The 18,909-nt window shown below is 69.7% G+C and carries 14 protein-coding genes; 7 read left to right on the top strand and 7 right to left on the bottom strand.

The window, feature by feature from the left end; genetic code table 11:
- Together mctP and ACJ73U_RS20590 are read left to right on the top strand one after the other, a co-directional pair.
- A partial coding sequence (gene mctP, locus ACJ73U_RS20585) for a monocarboxylate uptake permease MctP (RefSeq protein WP_407779287.1) occupies positions 1–1,485 on the top strand: 1,485 nt, incomplete at its 5' end.
- A 203-nt stretch (positions 1,486–1,688) separates the two neighbouring features.
- The gene (locus ACJ73U_RS20590; RefSeq protein ID WP_407779288.1) at positions 1,689–2,729 is read left to right on the top strand and encodes an L-histidine N(alpha)-methyltransferase; all 1,041 of its coding nucleotides are present in this window, start codon (positions 1,689–1,691) and stop codon (positions 2,727–2,729) included.
- 4 nt (positions 2,730–2,733) lie between these two features.
- Here ACJ73U_RS20590 and ACJ73U_RS20595 read toward each other — a convergent pair whose 3' ends face one another.
- Complete coding sequence (locus ACJ73U_RS20595) at positions 2,734–3,357, bottom strand: TetR/AcrR family transcriptional regulator (protein WP_407779289.1); 624 nt, start codon at positions 3,355–3,357, stop codon at positions 2,734–2,736.
- An 88-nt stretch (positions 3,358–3,445) separates the two neighbouring features.
- Here ACJ73U_RS20595 and ACJ73U_RS20600 point away from each other — a divergent pair, with 88 nt between their 5' ends.
- From ACJ73U_RS20600 to ACJ73U_RS20610, 3 genes are all read left to right on the top strand, one after another.
- Positions 3,446–5,176, top strand: coding sequence for an ABC transporter ATP-binding protein (locus tag ACJ73U_RS20600; RefSeq protein WP_407779290.1), 1,731 nt, complete (start codon positions 3,446–3,448; stop codon positions 5,174–5,176).
- Positions 5,177–5,264: 88 nt separating this feature from the next.
- A complete protein-coding gene (locus ACJ73U_RS20605; protein WP_407779291.1) occupies positions 5,265–7,130 on the top strand; it encodes an ABC transporter ATP-binding protein in 1,866 nt (621 codons plus the stop codon).
- Positions 7,131–7,270: 140 nt separating this feature from the next.
- The gene (locus ACJ73U_RS20610; protein WP_407779292.1) at positions 7,271–7,789 is read left to right on the top strand and encodes a hypothetical protein; all 519 of its coding nucleotides are present in this window, start codon (positions 7,271–7,273) and stop codon (positions 7,787–7,789) included.
- Positions 7,790–7,918: 129 nt separating this feature from the next.
- Here the strand turns inward: ACJ73U_RS20610 and ACJ73U_RS20615 are convergent, their stop codons facing one another.
- The 4 genes from ACJ73U_RS20615 to ACJ73U_RS20630 all read right to left on the bottom strand — a co-directional run bounded on the left by ACJ73U_RS20615 (position 7,919) and on the right by ACJ73U_RS20630 (position 14,239).
- The gene (locus tag ACJ73U_RS20615) at positions 7,919–10,102 is read right to left on the bottom strand and encodes an MMPL family transporter (protein ID WP_407779293.1); all 2,184 of its coding nucleotides are present in this window, start codon (positions 10,100–10,102) and stop codon (positions 7,919–7,921) included.
- A 79-nt stretch (positions 10,103–10,181) separates the two neighbouring features.
- Entirely contained in the window at positions 10,182–11,939 is a 1,758-nt protein-coding gene (locus ACJ73U_RS20620; protein ID WP_407779294.1) for an EAL domain-containing protein, read from the bottom strand.
- Positions 11,936–12,919, bottom strand: a complete 984-nt coding sequence (locus tag ACJ73U_RS20625) for an alpha/beta fold hydrolase (RefSeq protein ID WP_407779295.1) — start codon at positions 12,917–12,919, stop codon at positions 11,936–11,938. The genes ACJ73U_RS20620 and ACJ73U_RS20625 overlap by 4 nt, the downstream gene beginning before the upstream one ends.
- A 9-nt stretch (positions 12,920–12,928) precedes the next feature.
- On the bottom strand, positions 12,929–14,239 hold the full coding sequence (locus ACJ73U_RS20630) for a cytochrome P450 (protein ID WP_407779296.1): 1,311 nt from the start codon (positions 14,237–14,239) through the stop codon (positions 12,929–12,931).
- 118 nt (positions 14,240–14,357) lie between these two features.
- On the opposite strand from ACJ73U_RS20630, the gene ACJ73U_RS20635 reads away from it, so the two are divergent.
- Positions 14,358–15,152 carry an SAM-dependent methyltransferase gene (locus ACJ73U_RS20635; protein WP_407779300.1) on the top strand — a complete coding sequence of 265 codons (795 nt, stop codon included), beginning with the start codon at positions 14,358–14,360 and terminating at the stop codon, positions 15,150–15,152.
- A 52-nt stretch (positions 15,153–15,204) separates the two neighbouring features.
- Positions 15,205–15,873, top strand: coding sequence for an HNH endonuclease family protein (locus tag ACJ73U_RS20640; RefSeq protein ID WP_407779297.1), 669 nt, complete (start codon positions 15,205–15,207; stop codon positions 15,871–15,873).
- A 1-nt stretch (position 15,874) separates the two neighbouring features.
- Here ACJ73U_RS20640 and ACJ73U_RS20645 read toward each other — a convergent pair whose 3' ends face one another.
- Together ACJ73U_RS20645 and ACJ73U_RS20650 are read right to left on the bottom strand one after the other, a co-directional pair.
- The gene (locus ACJ73U_RS20645) at positions 15,875–17,263 is read right to left on the bottom strand and encodes a tetratricopeptide repeat protein (protein ID WP_407779298.1); all 1,389 of its coding nucleotides are present in this window, start codon (positions 17,261–17,263) and stop codon (positions 15,875–15,877) included.
- An 884-nt stretch (positions 17,264–18,147) separates the two neighbouring features.
- A complete protein-coding gene (locus ACJ73U_RS20650) occupies positions 18,148–18,798 on the bottom strand; it encodes a response regulator (RefSeq protein ID WP_407779299.1) in 651 nt (216 codons plus the stop codon).
- Positions 18,799–18,909: the final 111 nt, after the last annotated feature.

The raw sequence follows: 18,909 nt of genomic DNA on the forward strand, positions 1-18,909 counted from the left end.
CGGTTCGGCACCGTCGTCACCTGGTTCCTGCTGGGCGGCGACCTCTACACCGCGTACACGTTCATCGCCGTGCCGGCGCTGGTCTTCGGCGTGGGCGCCGTGGGCTTCTTCGCGCTGCCCTACACGATCCTCATCTATCCGCTGGCGTTCCTTGCGCTGCCGCGGCTGTGGTCGGTGGCACACCGGCGCGGCTACGTGACGCCCGCCGACTTCGTCCGCGGTCGCTACGGCTCGCGGCCGCTCGCGACGGCGATCGCGGGCACCGGGCTGCTCGCGACGATGCCCTACATCGCCCTGCAGCTGGTCGGCATCCGGGTCGTGCTGCAGGCGATGGGCGTGCAGGGCGACTGGCCGCTGATCCTGGCGTTCGTGATCCTCGCTGCCTACACCTACAACTCGGGCCTGCGGGCGCCGGCGCTGATCGCGGTGGTCAAGGACGCGCTGATCTACATCACGGTGCTCGTCGCCGTGATCTACATCCCGTCGAAGCTCGGCGGCTTCGGCGCGATCTTCGACAAGGCGGACGCGGCGCTGCCCAAGCACACGCCCAAGCCGGGGTCGCTGCTGCCGGGGACGGTCGACGCGCAGACGACCTACGCGTCGCTCGCTCTGGGCAGCGCGCTCGCGCTGTTCCTGTACCCGCACGCGATCACCGGAGCGCTGAGCTCCCGCAGCGCCGACGTCATCCGCCGCAACATGGCGGCGCTGCCGGCCTACAGCTTCGTGCTCGGCCTGCTCGCGCTGCTCGGCCTGATGGCGATCGCCGCCGGTGTCAAGCCGCTGACCTCGGGCGGCAAGCCGGACTCCAACACGGTCGTCCCGCTGCTGTTCGACAAGATGTTCCCCGACTGGTTCGCGGGCATCGCGTTCGCGGCCATCGGCATCGGCGCGCTGGTGCCGGCCGCGATCATGTCGATCGCCGCGGCGAACCTGTGGACCCGCAACGTCTACAAGGAGTACATCCGCAAGGATGCGACTCCCAGGGACGAGGCCAAACAGGCGAAGCTGGCGTCACTGGTGGTCAAGTTCGGTGCCGTGCTGTTCATCGTGGTGATCGACCCGCAGTACGCCATCGACCTCCAGCTGATCGGCGGCGTGATCATCCTGCAGACGCTGCCGGCGGTCGCGATCGCCTTGTACACCAAGTGGTTGCACCGCTGGGCGCTCGTCGCCGGCTGGGTGGTCGGCCTCGGCTGGGGCATGATCATGCTGTACGGCATTCCGAACCCGGCGACGAAACGGCAGCACTTCGGCGGTTCCGCGCTGGCCCTGGACAAGCTGAGCATCTTCGGCTGGCACCCGTTCGCCGGCTCACTGGTCCAGATCTACGTCGGTTTCGTCGCGCTGGTGGCGAACCTGCTCGTGGCGGTGATAGTCACGCTGATCATCCGCGGGCGCGCGTCCAACGGCACCGACGAGACGACCGGCGAGGACTACCACGTCGACGAGCACGACGAGAGTCTGCGGCCCATCGCCGTGCACTGATCAATTTTTGGGGAGGCCCTTTCTGAACAGCCCGCTGTTCAGAAAGGGCCTTTCTATGTTTCCGCAAATTTCCTAATGCAGTCAGCTTGTGCAAATGCACGTGCAGATGCAGAATCTTCATGTTGCGCTGCCATCAGCGAGGGGAGACTGCGATGGCTGTTGGTGAAATCGTTGTGGCGGATGGCCCCCCATCCGCCCTCCGCGTGCCCGCACCACCCGCGCTCGAGTGGGTCGAGCTGGCCGCCGGTGACCGGACCGCGCGCTTCATCGGTCTCATCAACGATCTCAGCCGTCCCGCTGACTCGTCAGGGGACGGCAAGCGCATCACGTCCGCCCACGCGTTCGCCGGAATGGGAGCGGCGAACGCGTGGGCGGCCGTCTGCCGCGACCCGCTCGGCTCGCCCGCGCGGCAGAGCAACCAGACGTTCGCCGCGCGGTGGCGGAAGATCCGCGCGTCCGCCCCGGCGGAGCCGTGCCACTACGTGAGCCTCGGCCCCGGCGACGGCCGCAAGGACGGCGTGGTGCTCACCGACCTGTCCCGGGTCAACCGCGACCTGTGCTACCTGCCGGTGGACACCGGCCAGGAACTGTTGCACCTGGCCATCACCGGCCAGCTCCGCAACCTCGGGCTGCCGCCCGACCGCGTCATGTCCCTGCCATGGGACTTCTCCTCGCGGGAGAGCGTGACCACGCTCCGCGGGTTGCTCGACGAGTTGTTCGGCTCGATGCCGATGCTGTTCTCCTTGCTGGGCAACACCATCGCCGGCTTCGACGACGACACCGCGGTGCTCGCGCTGGTCGGTTCCCTGCTGCGCCCCGGCGATCGCCTGCTGCTGGAGGTCGAGGCGACGACCGACCTGGGTCCCGCGCTGGCCGCCTCCGCCGCGGACGAGCAGGCCTACACCCTGTCCTTCGGCGAGTTCGTCACCGCCGCCCTGCGCCACCACACCAGGCTGAGCCCGGGCTGGGGGGACGTCGAGGTCCTCGGCGCCGTCGAGGCGGAACGCGCGCTCGTGGTGAAGACGGTCTACCGGTCGGGCGAGGACCAGGTCATGTCCCTGCCGAACGGCACGGCCGCGCCGCTCGGCCTCGACGACACCGTCCGGCTTTCGCTGTCCCGCAAGTACTCCCCGGAAGGTCTCGCCCGGTTGGTGCGGGCCGCCGGCCTGGACGTCCTCGCCGACGTGTGCACCGGCACCGGCGGCCCGTTCGGGCTCGCGCTGCTGGTGCTGGCGCGGAGCTGACCCGTCAGTCGGCCGCGAGTCCCTTCAACAGCGGGATGTAGACGTCGTCGACCATGCTCTCCAGCGCCTCGTCGGGGAGTGGACCGCCGTACACCATCGCCTCCGAGCGGATCAGGTCCAGCGGCAGCCGCAGCACGCGCGGTGGCAGGTACACCGGTTTCAGCTCCCCGCGCGCGATCGCGTCGTCGACGACCTTCCACATCCTCGACGCCATGGGCGCGTTGTCCATCTTCTCCCGCAACAGGTTCTTGATCTCCGGGTGCTTGAACGCGTCGGCCATGACGCCCGCGATCGTCTGGCTCATCATGGCGCTCATCCGCTTCGCGATCCGGGTGAACAGCCACAGCACGTCAGCCCTCAGTGAACCCAGTTCGGGCACTTGGGACTCAACGGGCTGCTGGCGGCCCCAGGCGGCCATCACCAGCTCCGCTCGGCGTGGCCATCTGCGGTATATGACGGGTTTGCTCGTGCCTGCCCGTTTTGCCACCGCCTCTATGGTGAGGGCTGTGTAGCCCACCTCGCGCAGCTCGTCCCACGTGGCGTCCAGGATGGCCTGCTCGAGCTCGGCGCCGCGTCGCCGGGTCTGCACCGGCCTGGTCGCTGTAAAAGCGGTCGCGTCGTCGTCCACTGAACCCCTAAGATACGTTGCGTGTCTTACGCGGATGGTCTACCTTGACACAATATAAGATACGGGTCGTTTCTACACAGGGGGAACGTTGCTGAACCGGTTGCTGTCCACCTACCTGCGGCCGTACCGCAGAGAGCTGGCGATCGTGCTCGTGCTGCAGCTCATCGGCACGATCGCGTCGCTGTACCTGCCGAGTCTCAACGCGGACATCATCGACAACGGCGTCGCGCGCGGCGACAACGACTACATCATCCGCACCGGTGCGTGGATGCTCGCGGTGTCGCTGCTGCAGATCATCTGCTCGGTCATCGCGGTCCGCTTCGGCGCGCGCACGGCCATGGCCTTCGGCCGGGACGTGCGGGGCGGGATCTTCCACCAGGTCGGCACGTTCTCCGCGCGTGAGGTCGCCACGTTCGGCGCGCCGTCGCTGATCACCCGCACCACCAACGACGTGCAGCAGGTGCAGCTCCTGGTGGTCATGATGGCCACGATGTTCATCACCGCGCCGATCATGTGCGTGGCCGGCGTGGTCATGGCGCTGCACGAGGACGTCGGCCTGTCGTGGCTGCTGCTGGTCTGCGTGCCGGCGCTGGTCATCTGCATCGGCCTGATCGTCTCGCGGATGGTGCCGCAGTTCCGGCTGATGCAGGAGCGCATCGACCAGGTCAACCGCGTCCTGCGCGAGCAGCTGTCCGGCATCCGCGTGGTCCGCGCGTTCGTCCGCGAGAAGGCGGAGATCACCCGGTTCCAGGACGCGAACTCCCAGCTCACCGACACGGCGCTGCGGGTGGGCCGGCTGCAGTCGATGATCTTCCCGACCGTCATGCTGATCCTCAACGTGTCCAGCGTCGCGGTCCTGTGGTTCGGCGCGCACCGCGTCGACAGCGGTGCGATGCAGGTCGGCGCGCTCACCGCGTTCCTGTCCTACCTGCTGCAGATCCTGATGTCGGTCATGATGGCCACGTTCATCTCGATAATGATCCCGCGCGCGGCCGTGTGCGCCGAGCGGATCGTCGAGGTGCTCGACACCGAGTCGTCGGTGCGGCCGCCCGAGGCGGGGGTCGTGGAGCTGCCGGTGCGTGCCGAGGTCGCGTTCGAACACGTCGAGTTCCGGTACCCCGGCGCGGCCGACGCCGTGCTGCGGGACATCTCGCTCCGCGCCGAGGCCGGCAGGACGACCGCGATCATCGGCAGTACCGGCGCCGGCAAGACCACGCTGGTGAACCTGATCCCCCGCTTGATCGACGTGACCGGCGGCGAGATCCGGGTCAACGGCACGGATGTGCGCGAGCTGGACCCCGAGGTGCTGCGTGCGCGGATCGGGCTGGTGCCGCAGCAGGCGTACCTGTTCACCGGCACCGTGCGCTCGAACCTCCAGTACGGCAACCCCGACGCCACGGACGAGCAGCTGTGGGAGGCGTTGGAGATCGCCCAGGCGCGCCGGTTCGTCGAGGAGATGGGTGGGCTGGACGCGGCCATCGCCCAGGGCGGCACGAACGTGTCCGGCGGTCAGCGCCAGCGGCTGTCGATCGCCAGGGCGCTGGTCCGCAAGCCGGAGATCTACCTGTTCGACGACGCGTTCTCCGCGCTGGACCTCGCGACCGACGCGGCGCTGCGTGCCGCGCTGCGCCCGCACACGCGCAACTCCACGATCATCGTGGTGGCCCAGCGGGTGTCGACCATCCTCGACGCCGACCAGATCATCGTGCTGGAGAACGGCGAGATCGTCGGCCGCGGCTCGCATCGTGAACTCATGGGCACCTGCCCGACCTACGTCGAGATCGTCGAGTCCCAGCTGACCCCGGAGCAGGTGGCATGAACGGAGTTTGCGGAGTGAATCGTCGATATTCAGGGCGGCGCGTCGCCTGCGGAGCGTTCCGGCGTCACGGAGCGGGCGAGGTGGTGGCATGAGCACGCCCACGGCAGTTCGCAGGCCCGCGCCCGCCGGTCCGATCGGCCGGGGCTTCCCCGGCATGCAGGGCCCGGTCAGCAAGGCGGACGACTTCAGCACCTCGGCCAAGCGGCTGCTGGGCCGGATGCGTCCCGAGCGGTTCAGCATCGCGTTCGTCGTCGCGCTCGGCGTGCTCGCCGTCGGGTTCAACGTGGCGGGGCCGAAGGTGCTCGGGCACGCCACCGACATCATCTTCAACGGCATCATCGCCAAGTTCCGCGGCGTTCCCGGCGCCGGCATCGACTTCGGCGCGCTCGGCTCGGTGCTGGCGTGGGTGCTCGGGCTGTACCTGACCTCGTCGCTGTTCTCGCTGGCGCAGGGCTGGCTGCTGAACACCGTGGTGCAGCGCATGGTGTTCGCGCTGCGCGAGGACGTCGAGGCGAAGCTGCACCGGCTGCCGCTGCGGTACTTCGACGGCCAGCCGCGCGGCGAGCTGCTCTCCCGCGTCACCAACGACATCGACAACATCTCGACCACGCTGCAGCAGACGATGAGCCAGCTGCTGACGTCCCTGCTCACGGTCGTCGGCGTGCTCGTCATGATGTTCACGATCTCGCCGCTGCTGGCGCTGATCGCGGTGCTGGTGGTGCCGGTGTCGGTGTTCGTGACGCGGGCGATCGGCAAGCGGTCGCAGAAGCTGTTCATCGCGCAGTGGAAGAACACGGGCGCGCTGAACGCGCACATCGAGGAGTCGTTCACCGGGCATCAGCTGGTGAAGGTGTTCGGCCGGCAGCAGGAGTCGGAGGAGGAGTTCCGCAAGCGCAACCAGGCGCTGTACGAGGCCAGCTCCGGTGCGCAGTTCGTGTCCGGCCTGATCATGCCGTCGATGATGTTCCTGTCGAACATCAGCTACGTGCTGATCGCGGTGGTCGGCGGCCTGCGGATCACGTCCGGGTCGATGACGCTCGGCGAGGTCACGGCGTTCATCCAGTACTCGCGCCAGTTCACGCAGCCGCTGACCCAGGTCGCGTCGATGGCCAACCTGCTGCAGTCCGGTGTCGCGTCGGCGGAGCGGGTGTTCGAGCTGCTGGACGCCGAGGAGCAGGAGCCCGACCCGGCGGACGCGTCCCTGCCCGCGGAGCGTCGCGGCCGGGTGGCGTTCGAGAACGTGACGTTCTCCTACCGCCCGGAGCAGCCGCTGATCGAGGACCTGTCCCTGGTGGCCGAACCGGGCCACACGGTCGCGATCGTCGGCCCCACCGGCGCCGGCAAGACGACCCTGGTCAACCTGATCATGCGGTTCTACGAGCTGGACGGCGGCCGGATCACCCTGGACGGCGTGGACATCACCGCGCTCCGGCGGGAGGACCTGCGCTCCCAGGTGGGCATGGTGCTGCAGGACACCTGGCTGTTCGGCGGCACCATCCGCGACAACATCGCGTACGGCAAGCCCGGGGCCACCGAGGAGGAGATCATCGCGGCGGCGCAGGCCACCTACGTCGACCGCTTCGTCCGCACCCTCCCCGACGGCTACGACACGGTGATCGACGAGGAGGCGTCCAACGTCTCCGCCGGTGAGAAGCAGCTGCTGACCATCGCACGCGCGTTCCTGGCCAGCCCGTCGCTGCTCATCCTCGACGAGGCCACCAGCTCCGTCGACACCCGCACGGAGTCACTGGTGCAGCACGCGATGGCGGCCCTGCGGTCGTCCCGCACGAGCTTCGTGATCGCCCACCGCCTGTCGACGATCCGCGACGCGGACCTGATCCTGGTGATGGAGTCCGGCAGCATCGTCGAACAGGGCACCCACGAGGAACTACTGGAACAGCGCGGCGCCTACCACCGGTTGTACTCGGCCCAGTTCGCCGCGCCGGTGGAGTGACCGTTCCTGGTCGGGCGGCGATGTTCCGCCGCCCGACCAGGCGCCCACCTGGTCACCCCTTCGAGTCGTCCATGACACCGCTCGGGCCGCCTTTCGGGTAAACACCCCGGCGGTGGTCGCCCCGGAGGGACCCTTGCCGGGTGTCCGTCGCGAGCGATCTCATCCAGGCCTTCACAGCGGTGCTGACCCTGGTGATCGCGTTCATGGAATATCGCCTGTCCCGCGCGCACCGTCTTCACCTGGCCGAGCAGGCATCCGGACCGGCCGCTTCCCCGCCGGCCGTCACACCGCCACCTGGTCCCGCACCGCGGTGGCCCGCGAACCCCGCCATCAGCCCGGCGCCCTGGCAGGCGCCGACCCAGGCCTACCAGCCACCCCGGCTGGGTCAGCCACCCGCGCAACGGTCCTCGGCACGCACTGGCTGGCTCGCGTTGCTCTATGGCCTGCTCATCGGTCTGCTACTGGGCGCCATCCATGCCAGCGCGGCCGGTATGACCGGCCAGATCGTCGCCTCGCTCCTACTCGTGTCGGTGACGGCAGCCATCTGGTTGGTCATCCACCTCCGCGCCGACGAGCGATGGTCCCGCCGACTGCGACAGATGTTGTCCCTGACCGCGGCCGCCGCCATGGGCGCACTGATCGCGGGACTCCTCTCCTGAGGAAAGCCCGGCCACGGCCGAACCACCGACATCGGCTCGGCCGCGCCGGACCGCGGCCGCCGCCAGCAACACCTGAAGGACACCCTCAGGACGTTCACCGTCCCGAGGGTGCCCTCCGTGACCACCGCGTCAGCCGACCGGTTCCAGGACCCGGGTCTCCTCCGTCGCGTTGGTCTCCTCGCGCTTGCGCAGGAAGCGGGGCGTCCACCAGTTCGCCTTGCCCAGCACGGTCATCAGCGCCGGCAGGAGGACCGCGCGGATCAGGGTCGCGTCGATGAGGATCGCGGTCGCGAGCCCGACGCCCATCTGCTTCATGTCGATCGTGCTCAGGGTCGCGAAGATCGAGAACACGCCGATCATGACCGCCGCGGCGCTCGTGACCACGCCCGCCGACCTGGTGATGCCCGTCGCGACCGCGTCGCGGGTCGGCATGTGCGCCGACGCCTCGCGGATGCGGCTCACCACGAACACGTGGTAGTCCATGGACAGGCCGAACAGCGTCACGAACAGGATCACCGGGAGCCAGGCGGTGATGCCGCCCGTCGACGTGAAGCCCAGCAGGTCCTCGGCCCAGGTGTGCTGGAACACCAGCACCAACACCCCGTACGCCGCGCCGGCCGACAGCAGGTTCAGCCCGATCGCGCTCAACGCGATCACCGGCGCCCGGAACGCCCACAGCATCACCAGGAACGTCAGCAGCAGCACGAACCCGATCACCCACGGCAGCGCGTCGTTCATGTTCGCCACGAAGTCGTTCTCACCCGCGGTCTGGCCGCCCACCGCGAACTCCGCACTCGCGACCGTGCCGACCGTGGCCGGCAGCAGGGAGGTCCGCAGCCGCGCCAGCGACTGGTCGGCCTCAGGCGAGGTGCCGTCGTAGGGGATGCCCGCCGAGATCAGGTAGATGCGGCCGTCCTTCGCGGGCGTGACCTTCGGCGCCCGGTCGTGTGCGAAGCCGGGCTCGTGCGCGATCCGCGCCAGCAGGTCGTCCACCGCCGCCTTCGCGGCAGCCGTCTGTGCGGCGGGCACCCGGATCGCGATCTGGTGGGACGCGCCGGTGCTGGGGAACGCCTCGGTCATCCGGTCGTAGGAGCGCATGATCGGGATGCTGCGCGGCAGGTCCGATGTGGACGGTGAGTTCAACGTCATGCCGAACGCCGGCACCGCCAGTGCGGCCAGCACGCCCACCGAGATGATCATCGTGGTCCTCGGTGCCCGCAGGCTCGGCTTCAGCACCGCCCGCCAGAACCGCGGGTTCTCCGAGTTCCGCATCGACAGCCGCCACAGCAACGGGATGCGTGGCTTGTCCACGAACCGGCCCAGCTTCGCCAGCAGCGCCGGCAGCACGGTGATCGAGCCGATCATCGCGGCCAGCACCACCAGGATCGTCCCCACGGCGATCGACGAGAACACGATGTCGTTGACCACGAACATGCCGGCCATCGCGACGGTCACGGCGATGCCGGACACCACGATCGCGTGCCCCGACGTGGCCGCCGCGATCTCCACCGCGTCCACGTGCCCGGCGCCCTTCTCGCGTTCCTCCCGGTCGCGCCGCACGTAGAACAGCGAGTAGTCCACGCCGACCGCCATGCCGATCAGCAGGATCATGCTGGACGTGTTGTCCGTCGCTGGAACCAGCTGCGACGCCAACGCGGACAGGCCGAGCGCGGCCCCCACCGCGGACATCGCCAGCAGCACCGGCACCCCCGCCGCGATCAGGGCGCCGAACACCAGCAGCATGATCAGCAGCGTCACCGGGATGCTGATCAGCTCGGCCTTCTGGAAGTCGTCGCCGAGGGTCGCCGACAGCGCCTTGTTCAGCGACGCCCCGCCTACCTGCTCCACCAGCAGGTCCGGGTACTGCTTCTGCACGGCCGCCGTCGTGTGCAGCAGCGTGTCGACCCGGTCGTCGGCGGTCTCGGGGTCACCGGCCAGCTCGACGTTGACCAGCACCGCCGTACCCTTCGGCGACGGCACCGGGTCGCTGACCTCGCTCACCTCGCGCAACGCACCCATGTCGGCCCGCACCTCGCCGGCCGCGGCCAGCGCGCGAGCGGAGTCGAGGTTCCCCGAACGGGCCGAGATCAGGACGTTCTCCGTCGCGGGCCGCGTGAAACCGGCCTCGTCGACGATGCTCTGGTAGGTGGCGAGCTCACCCTTCGGGTGGTCGTCGAAGTCGGCGCTCCTCGTGCCGGTGACCTGCCCGGCGCCGATGCAGACGGCCACGAACAACAACCACGCGCCGATCGCGCGCCACGGGTGTTCGGCGCTCCATCTCGCGATCCGCACGGTTAACATGGGTTTGCCCATCGGGAGCCCCCTCGGAGAAAGTCTGGGTCGGGATGACGCAGACAAGGCTCCAGCAACGGCAGGCTCGGCAACTCCGGGCTTACCCGGTAGCTGCCTCAGGGTTCACCCTGAACAACGGTCCGCCCGCGATGTCCGCGCCCGCGCGGCGCCACCAGTCGATCTCCGGTTCGCTGCGCACGTCGTCGACCGCGACCGTGGCCCCGGCCTCGTGCACCAGCCGGGTCAGGCTCGACATCGCCCGCGCCACAAGGGTTTCGCCGCCCATCGCGCGTGCCTGGGCGACCAGTCGCGGTGCGAGCAACACCGTCCGCAGTGGTAGGTCGGGCAGTCGGACCACATCGGACGGGTTGCCGCGGAAGTCGTGCACGGCCATCCGCACGCCGGCCTTCGCCAGTGTCGTCAGGTTGTCCAGTGCCCGCGGCCGGCCGTCGAACACCTCCGCCGCCGGCAGCGCCAGCCGCAGGCGTTCCGGGGGCACCGACAGGTCGGCCAGCGTGTCGAGGACCGAGTCGACCAGGTCGGCCGCCGCGGACTGGTTGGGCGACAGGCGCACCGACAGCGGCAGGTCGGGTGTCCACGCCAGCAGTCGCTCGCTCGCGGCCCGCAGCAGCCACCGCCCGATCTGCGGGCTCAGCCCGGTCTCCTCGGCGAGCGCCACGCAGCTCTGCCCGGCCAGCCCGGCCTGGTCCCACCGCGGGTACGCCTCGACGCTGACCGGGTGCCGGTCGGCCAGGTCGACCCGCAGGCGGTAGCCGACCGCGAGCTCACCCATCTCGACCGCACCCGGCATGACCGCCGCGAGCCGGGCGGTGTCCCTGGCCGGTTTGTGCTCGTTCCGCTCGAGCAGCCGCCAGTGCCCCGGGCCGGCCGCCTGTGCCTGCCGGAGCGCGATGTCCGCCACCTGCAACAGCTCCACCGGGTTCGTGCCGTGCGGCGGGCTCTGCACCACGCCGACGTTGGCGGTCAGCGCGACGCCGGCGTCGTCGACGTAGGTCGTCTCCGCGAGCGCCTCGGTGAGCCAGCGGACGAACTCGGCCGGCGGCAGGCGTTTTCCCGGCTCCTCCGGCGGGTGCTCGTGCAGCACCGCGAAGCCCGCGCGGTCGAGGCGCGCGGCCATCCCGTCCTGGCCGCCCACGAGGCTGCGCAGCCGGGTGGCGATCTCGACCAGCACGGTGTCCGCGCACGGCCCGGCGAGGCCGTCGCCCAGCACGGCGAACCCGTTCAGCTCGATCCGATACAGCGTGACCGGCGTGCCCGAGTTCAGTACCTCCTCCAGCCGCGTGGTGAAGAACTGCCGGTTCGGCAGGCCGGTGAGGACGTCATGCAGCAGCTGGTGGGAGAGCTGGCGGCGCAGCAGCGTCAGCTCGGTGGCGACGGCCTCGCGTGCGGCCTGGTGCGCCTTCGCCGCGCTCGCGGCCTTCATCGCGAGCGCCTTCACGGCGCGGACCATGCTCTCCTGCTGGTCGACCGTGCGCTGCCGCAGTGCGTCGGCGTAACCGGCGGCCAGCCCACCGAGCAGGCGGGCCACCCGTTCCGGCGGCTGCCCGCCGGCGAGCAGTGGGGCGGCCAGCACGTCCACGGTGGTCTCCAGGCTCTTGCGGTCGACGCAGTTCAGCTCGACCAGCCGGACACCGACCCGCTCGGCGACCGTGACGCCCTCGCCGGGCAGCGCCGTGAACAGCTCGTCGACCAGCTCGCGCATCGGCTGCTCCAGGTCGGTCTGGATGAGCGGCACATAGCTCGTCGTGCAGAGCAGGTACGCCCATTTCCGCGCGAGCTTGTCGCGGGTCCGGTCGTGCTCCGGCGTGCTCGCGCCGCCGGACAGGGCACTGGTCACCGCCCGACCATCCGATCGGCCCAGACCACCACCGCGGCGAACAGGTCGGGTGCGTTGGGGGCGTAGTTGAACGCGTGGCCGTACCCGGGCAGCACGTAGGTCTGCAGCCGCGCGGCCGGACCGTAGAACGGCGCCTCCGCGGCCAGGTAGGTCGCCGCGGAGGAGCAGTCCGTCGCGAGCAGGCCGCAGAACGTGGGGTCGCCACCCGCGATGGCGGAGAGGACCGGGACGTCGACGAGCTTGGTGTACGGCGTCACGGTGCCGAGCAGCGCCGCGTCGACCAGCTCGGTCGGCGCCGCGACGTCCTTCGTCGACTCGTCGTACCCCACCACGGCCGACACGTTCGGCCCCGGCTGGTGCATCGAGTAGCGGGTGCCGGCCTGCGTGGTCAGGTAGCCGGTGTCCAAAGCCTTGGTGGCGAACGCCGGGTCGAGGTCGGCCGGGACGAACGTGGCGGCGATGGGCGCGATGCCGGGCGCGTTGATGTGGTGGCCCATGGCGGTCACCAGCACGCCGTTCACGTCGTGGTAGGTGGCCGCCTCGATGATCGAGATGGCGGACCCGAGGGAGTGGCCGCCCAGGATGATCTTCGCGAACGCCGGGCGCATGGCGGCCACCACCTGGTGCACGGCGACCGCCTGGGTGATCGCGGTCAGCACCGCGCTCGGCGGCTCGGAGCTGGCGCCGGTGCCGAGCCGGTCGACCGCGAGGGTGGCGTAGCCGGCGTCGTTCATGGCCTGGCGGAACGAGCGGGACTGGAGGGGGATGTCCCAGTACGAGCGGTTGTAGAAGCCACCCGGTACCAGGATCTGGAGGGTGTGCGCGTTGCTCGGGACACAGAGGGTGCCGGCCATGGTCTGCTGGAGTCCTGCCACGGTCACGGGGAACGTGCGGTTCTCGCAGGTGGTGCTGGCCTGCGCCGGTGCCGGGACGAGCAGGATCCCGGCGACGAGGGCGGCCGCGGCGAGCCGGTGGAACATGAGGGCCTTTCAGCGTGGGGTGACTGTCATGGACAGCCGGGTCGGGTAGGCGGTGGAGGTGTAGGCGACCCGCAGCGGGCGGGCGAGCGTCAGCCGCCAGCGGCTCACGATCGTCGCCGCGGTCACGGCCATCTCCAGCAGGGCGAACGCGTTGCCGACGCACTGGCGGTTGCCGGCGCCGAACGGGATGAACGCGCCACGCGGGATCTCCCCGGCCGCGTCCGGTGCCCAGCGGTCGGGGTCGAACCGCTCGGGGTGGGGGAAGCTGCGCGGGTCGAAGTGCAGGGCGTGCGGGCTGACGGTCACCTCGGTGTCCCGCGGGATCCGCACGCCACCCAGCTCGACGGGTTCGGTCGTGCGGCGCATCAGGATCCAGATCGGGTACATCCGCAGGGTCTCGTCGATCACCTGCCGGAGGTAGGTGAGCTTCGGGACGTCGTCGAACGTGACACGGCGGCCGCCGAGGACCCGGTCGACCTCGTCGTGCACGCGGCGTTCGACGTCGGGGTGCCGCGCGAGCTCGTGGAACAGCCAGGCGAGCGCCAGCGCGCTGGTCTCGATGCCCGCGGACAGCAGGGTGATGACCTCGTCGTAGACCTGCTGGTCGGTCATGGGGGTGCCGTCGGTGTCGCGGGCCAGGAGCAGCGTGGACAGCAGGTCGCCGCGGTCGCGCCCCTCCGCGCGCCAGCCCGCGATCAGCTCGTCGACCACGCTCCGCATTCGCGTGACGGCCTGGTCGAGCTGGCGGTTCCCGCGTACCAGGAGCCGGCCGACCGGTTCCGGGGAAAGCGCCCGGATCATGCCCTGCCGGATGACGACCGGGATCGACCGCCTGGACTCCTCGATCGCCGAGCCGCCCAGTTCCGTGCCGAACAGCGCCGCGCCGACAATGGTCACCGCGAGGGCCTGCATATCGTCGTTGATCTCCCGGGTTTCGTCCGGTTTCCACGATCCGCACAATTCCGCGACCGCGACTGCCATTTTTTCGGCGTAGTGGGCGATGCGTTCCCGGTGGAACGCGGGCTGGATGAGCCTTCGTTGGCGCAGGTGAAAGGCGCCGCCGGAATTCACCAGGCCGTTCCCGGTGAATGGTCGGAACTTGTCGAACATCGCTCCTTTTTCGAAGCTCGCTGACCTGGTGACCAGTACCTGGTGGGTCAGCTCGGCACTCGTGACGAAGTACGTGAGAAGGCGGCCAAGGTACACCCTGACCAGATCGCCGTGCTGGCGAAGGCCATCCGTGAAGCCGAACCGCCGGCGCAACAGAACCGGTGTGTGTCCCAGGACAGGCCACCGACCGGGTGCCACGGGCACTGCCATATCGGTCTCCCAAACGTCGCGAGCGGGATTACACTAGGGCTACAGTCGTTACTCCAAAAGCACCCGATCGGGTGCGATCGTCAGTTTCTTGGTCAATTAAGGTGTACGCGTGGACTGGGTGCCTTCGAATGTCGACACGAACGCGCCGAGCGGCGCGCGCACATATGACTACCTACTAGGTGGAAGTCACAACTTCGCGGCCGACCGGATCATGGCTGACCAGGTGGAAGGCGCTGTCCCCGGAATACGGGCGGCCGCACGCATCAATCGCGCGTTCCTGGCGAGAGCGGTTCGGTTCATGATCGGAGAAGGCGTTCGACAGTTCCTCGACATCGGCTCCGGCATACCCACTGTCGGCAACGTGCACGAGATCGCACAGCAGGCGAATTCATCCTGTCGTGTGGTGTATGTCGACCGGGATCCCATCGCGGTCGCACACAGTGAGCTAATGCTGGCCGGCAACGAGCACGCCGGCATGGTCGAGGCGGACATGCGCGAGCCGGCGACGATCCTCGAGCACCCCGTCACCCGGCGCCTGCTGGACTTCGACGAGCCGATCGGCCTGCTGTTCCTGCTCGTGCTGCACTGGATCCCCGACGAGGACGACATCGCGGGCCTGGTGGCCACCTACCGGGAGACCCTGTCGCCGGGCAGCTACCTGACCATCACGCACATGACGGACGACATGCAGGCGGACAAGATCGACGCGGTGGCCGGGATCGTCCGCGGCAACCGCGGCGCGGGCCAGGTCCACCCCCGCACCCGCGCCCAGATCACCGCCCTGTTCGGCGACTTCGACCTGGTACCGCCGGGCGTCGTCCCGACGGGCACCTGGCGCCCCGGCGGCATCGGCGACATCGCCGAGGACCCGGAGATGAACGAGCTGTCCTTCGCCGGGATCGCACGGAGGTAGCTTCTGCCACAGGGCATCGACACCGGCCGCCGGCGTGCGACATGATCGTGCGGTGTTACGCCGTGCCCTGCCTGTCCTGCCCCTTCTGCTGCTCGTGGCCCTGACCGGCTGCCAGAACTTACCGTTGGGCACCCAGCCCTCCTCGGTCGCGCCGCCGCCGGCGACTCTGCCGCCGGGTGCGTTGGCGGACCAGCTGGCGGCGTTGCAGATCGCCGTGGAGGACACCGGTGCCCACTACAAACGTGAGGACTGGCTGGAGGACTGGGCCCGTTCCGGCGAGTGCACGACCAGGGAGACCGTGCTCAAGCAGCAGGGCCAGAACGTGGTGGTGAACGACAGGTGCGCCCCGACGTCCGGCACCTGGGTCAGCAGCTACGACGGCGTGACCGTGACGAATCCGAGCAAGTTGGACATCGACCACGTCGTGCCGCTCGCGGAGGTCGCCCGCTCCGGGCCGGTCGTCAACGGCCTGCGCCAACGTCCCGGCGACTGGCCGGTGGAGCAGCGGCACGCGTACGCCAACGACATCGAGGGCCTGGTCGCGGTCACGGCCTCCAGCAACAGGAGCAAGGGCGACGACGACCCCGCCAAGTGGCTGCCGGCCCTGGACCACTGCGGCTACATCGCCCGTTGGCTCCACATGAAGACCAAGTACAAGCTGTCCGTGGACCAGCAGGAACACGACGCGATCGCGCAGGTTATCAGCACCTGTCCCGCCTGAGCTACGGGTTGACCAGGGGCGAGAAGCCGGCGTGCACGTCCGGGTCGGCGGCCGTGACGTACATCTCCGACGGCGGCCCGAGGTCGACGTAGCCGGTGGTCTGGTACTCGAGGACGGCCGGGCAGGTGGCGCCACCGATCTCGACACGCGTGTCGGCCACGAGCCGCGCGGTCCTGACCTCGTACACCTTCACGGGGATCGAGATCTTCTTGAACGTGACGTCCGTGTAGCCGAGCACGCTCAACGTGGACTCGTACGGGCAGGTCCGCACGGGTGCGCCCATCTCGGCAGCGCCGGCACAGACGACGACGACGGCGTCCGCGGCGTCGGTGGCCTTCCACTCGGGTGGCAGCCGGTCGGTGTACTCGTTGTTGCCGAAGAACAGGGCGCGGTTGGGCCGGGTCGCACCGTAGGCGACGGCGCCGCTGTAGGGGGCCGGGCTGGTGCAGTATGCGGGCTGCTCGCCGGCGGTGGACGTGAGCAGCTGGCGGACGTTTGCCAGCTCGATCGCCTGCGTCGCCTTGGTGACGCCCGCCGTGGCGCGCGGCGCGAGGTCGTGGTCGGGGTACTCGTCGAGGAGCTGCTGGTACCGCTCGCGGGCGAGTGACCAGTTGTTGGCGGCCATGAGGTCGTCCCCGCACTCGACGATGGCCTTGGGCGCGATCCGCGGCACGACGTCGGCGGTCCGGTCGAGGACGGTCTTGTCACGGCGTTCGCGGGGTTCGCGGGGTTCGCGGCCGAGCCGGTCGGTGATCTCCTTGGTGTCACAGGCATCGTCGGTCGGGAGCCGGCCGAGGAAGCGGTCGAGGGTGGTGCCGACCATCTTCTCGTGCCCGGGCAGTTCGCTGAGAACCGTCCGCATGGCGGCCATCCCGGCCGGGAGCTTGGCGGCGTCGCCGTCCAGCGCCGCGTCGAGGTCGGTGGTGGCCTGCCGGAGCAGATCGCAGGCGCGGGCGGTGCCGTCCTGCTCGGCGGCGAGCGGCGCGTTGGCGATGCGGTGACCGAGCCACCGGCCGTCGAGCGCGTGCGTCGCCTTGCCGCAGTCGCCTGCCTGACGCGCGTCGGCGACGTCCTGCTCGATCCGACCGGCGTCGAACCGCAGGAACCCGACGACCAACAGGACGGGCAACGCCACCGCGAGCGCGACGAGCCGCTGTCTGCGCGCCGCCCCGGGAACCGGGGGCTCCGCCTGCTTCCCGGCGAGCCACCACCCGTGCGCGACGACCGCCACCCACCACCCGAGGACGACGATCTCCAGCCAGAGCTCCTGGAACACGGTGACCAGAAGAACGACGAGCACGACGGTGACCACCCCGGCACCGACGGCCAGCAAACGCTTGCCGAGCATCCCGTAACCGACCCCGAAGAGCGACCCGTTCGCGACGGCCACGGCGAGGGGGTCGCGGGGCGGGGTCGGTTTCCCGGGTTTCTTCGGCTTGCTGATAGGGATGGTGTCGAACTCGAAGTCCGGCGCGGGTGCCGAGGGGAACTGCGGGATGGGCCCGGAAGCCGGACCGACCTCGAACGCCGGCTGAAGCGTCGGCTGGTCCGGGAGACCGGGTTGGGTGGCGGCCTCGGACGTCGGCGTGGCAGTGGTCTCGGATGCGGGCGTGACAGCGACTTCTGACGCGGTGGCAGCCTCTTCCGGACTTGGGTCGGGCACATCTTCTGGCCCGGGTGGGCCAGTCGGCTCGGGTTGGCTGGGCCGGGCTTCGGCCTCTGCGGTGGCTGGTCCGGGTGCCGGGGTGGGCTCGGCGTGAGTGGCTGACTCGGCCGGTTGCGCCGGAGTGCTTGCCGCTTCTGGGGATGTCGGTGGGGTGGGAGTGGCGTCTGCGGTTGGGGGTTGTTCCGTGGTGGCGGACTCAGCCGGGTGTTGCGGCTCGGTGCTTGGGATTGGTTCTGCCGAGGAAGGGAGCGGTGCCTGTGCGGGAGTGCTTGCCGTTTCCGGGGATGCCGGTGCGGGGGGAGTGGCGTCCGTGGACGGGGGTTCTTCCGCGGGCCTCGGATTTGGCTCCGGCGCAGCTTGGGGTGGGTGGTCCATGAGGTCCCTTCCTCGGGAAGCCGGCGCGGGTCGAGGCACATTGTGGGGCATTGTCACCGGGAGGGGTCCCGGATTGGGTGAAAACATGGTGGGAACGGAATCCGCGACACGTCCTGCCGGGCGGACCGGCGGCGTCGGCGTCCTGGTCACGACGATCGTCGCCAATGGGTCGTCCGGGGCGATTCCGTTGCGGGGGACGTAACCCGGACATCGCCGCCGTGGTGTCGCCGGTCCTACCGCCGGCCCTCCAGGTAGTGCAGCACCGCGGTGACGCGCCGGTCGGCGCGGTCGTCCGGGGCCAGGTCGAGTTTGGCGAAGATGTTGCGGATGTGCTTGCTCACCGCGCCTTCCGTGACGAACAGTCGCTCGGCGATCGCGGTGTTCCCCAGTCCCTCGGCCATCAGTGCCAGCACGTCGTGCTCGCGCGGGGTGAGGCGCTCCAGCCGGTTGTCCGGGCGGTTCCTGGCCAGCAGCTGGGCGACGACCTCGGGGTCGATGGCCGTGCCGCCGCCGGCGACGCGGTGCAACGCGTCCATGAACTCCTGGACCCGCCCCACGCGTTCCTTCAGCAGGTAACCGAGGCGCTGGCCGCCGCTCGCGAGCAGGTCCGTCGCGAACGCCTGCTCCACATAGGCCGACAGCACGAGCACGGCGAGCCCCGGCTGGCGCCGCCTGGCCTCCACGGCCGCGACGATGCCCTCGTCGGTGTGGGTCGGTGGCATCCGGACGTCCACAATGGCCACGTCCGGCTCGTGCTTGCCCACCGCCTCCAGGAAGTCGGTGGGGTTGCTCGCGGTGGCGACGACGTCGAGGCCTTCCGCACGCAGCAACAGCGCGAGTCCTTCGCGCAGCAGGAGGTCGTCCTCGGCGATCACGATCCGCATGGCAGGGTCACCCTCAGGGTCGTCGGGCCGCCGGCGGGGCTCGTCAGCGCGAAGGTGCCGTCGTGCGCCTCGACTCTGTGGCGGATGCCGGCGATACCGGACCCGGCGTCC

Source organism: Actinophytocola sp. (assembly GCF_045807065.1).
Lineage (GTDB): Bacteria > Actinomycetota > Actinomycetes > Mycobacteriales > Pseudonocardiaceae > Actinophytocola.

Coding starts and splice junctions, on each gene's coding strand:
- ACJ73U_RS20605 (WP_407779291.1), top strand. CDS start 5,265: ATGAGCACGCCCACGGCAGTTCGCAGGCCCGCGCCCGCCGGTCCGATC.
- ACJ73U_RS20615 (WP_407779293.1), bottom strand. CDS start 10,102: ATGGGCAAACCCATGTTAACCGTGCGGATCGCGAGATGGAGCGCCGAA.
- ACJ73U_RS20625 (WP_407779295.1), bottom strand. CDS start 12,919: ATGTTCCACCGGCTCGCCGCGGCCGCCCTCGTCGCCGGGATCCTGCTC.
- ACJ73U_RS20630 (WP_407779296.1), bottom strand. CDS start 14,239: ATGGCAGTGCCCGTGGCACCCGGTCGGTGGCCTGTCCTGGGACACACA.
- ACJ73U_RS20650 (WP_407779299.1), bottom strand. CDS start 18,798: ATGCGGATCGTGATCGCCGAGGACGACCTCCTGCTGCGCGAAGGACTC.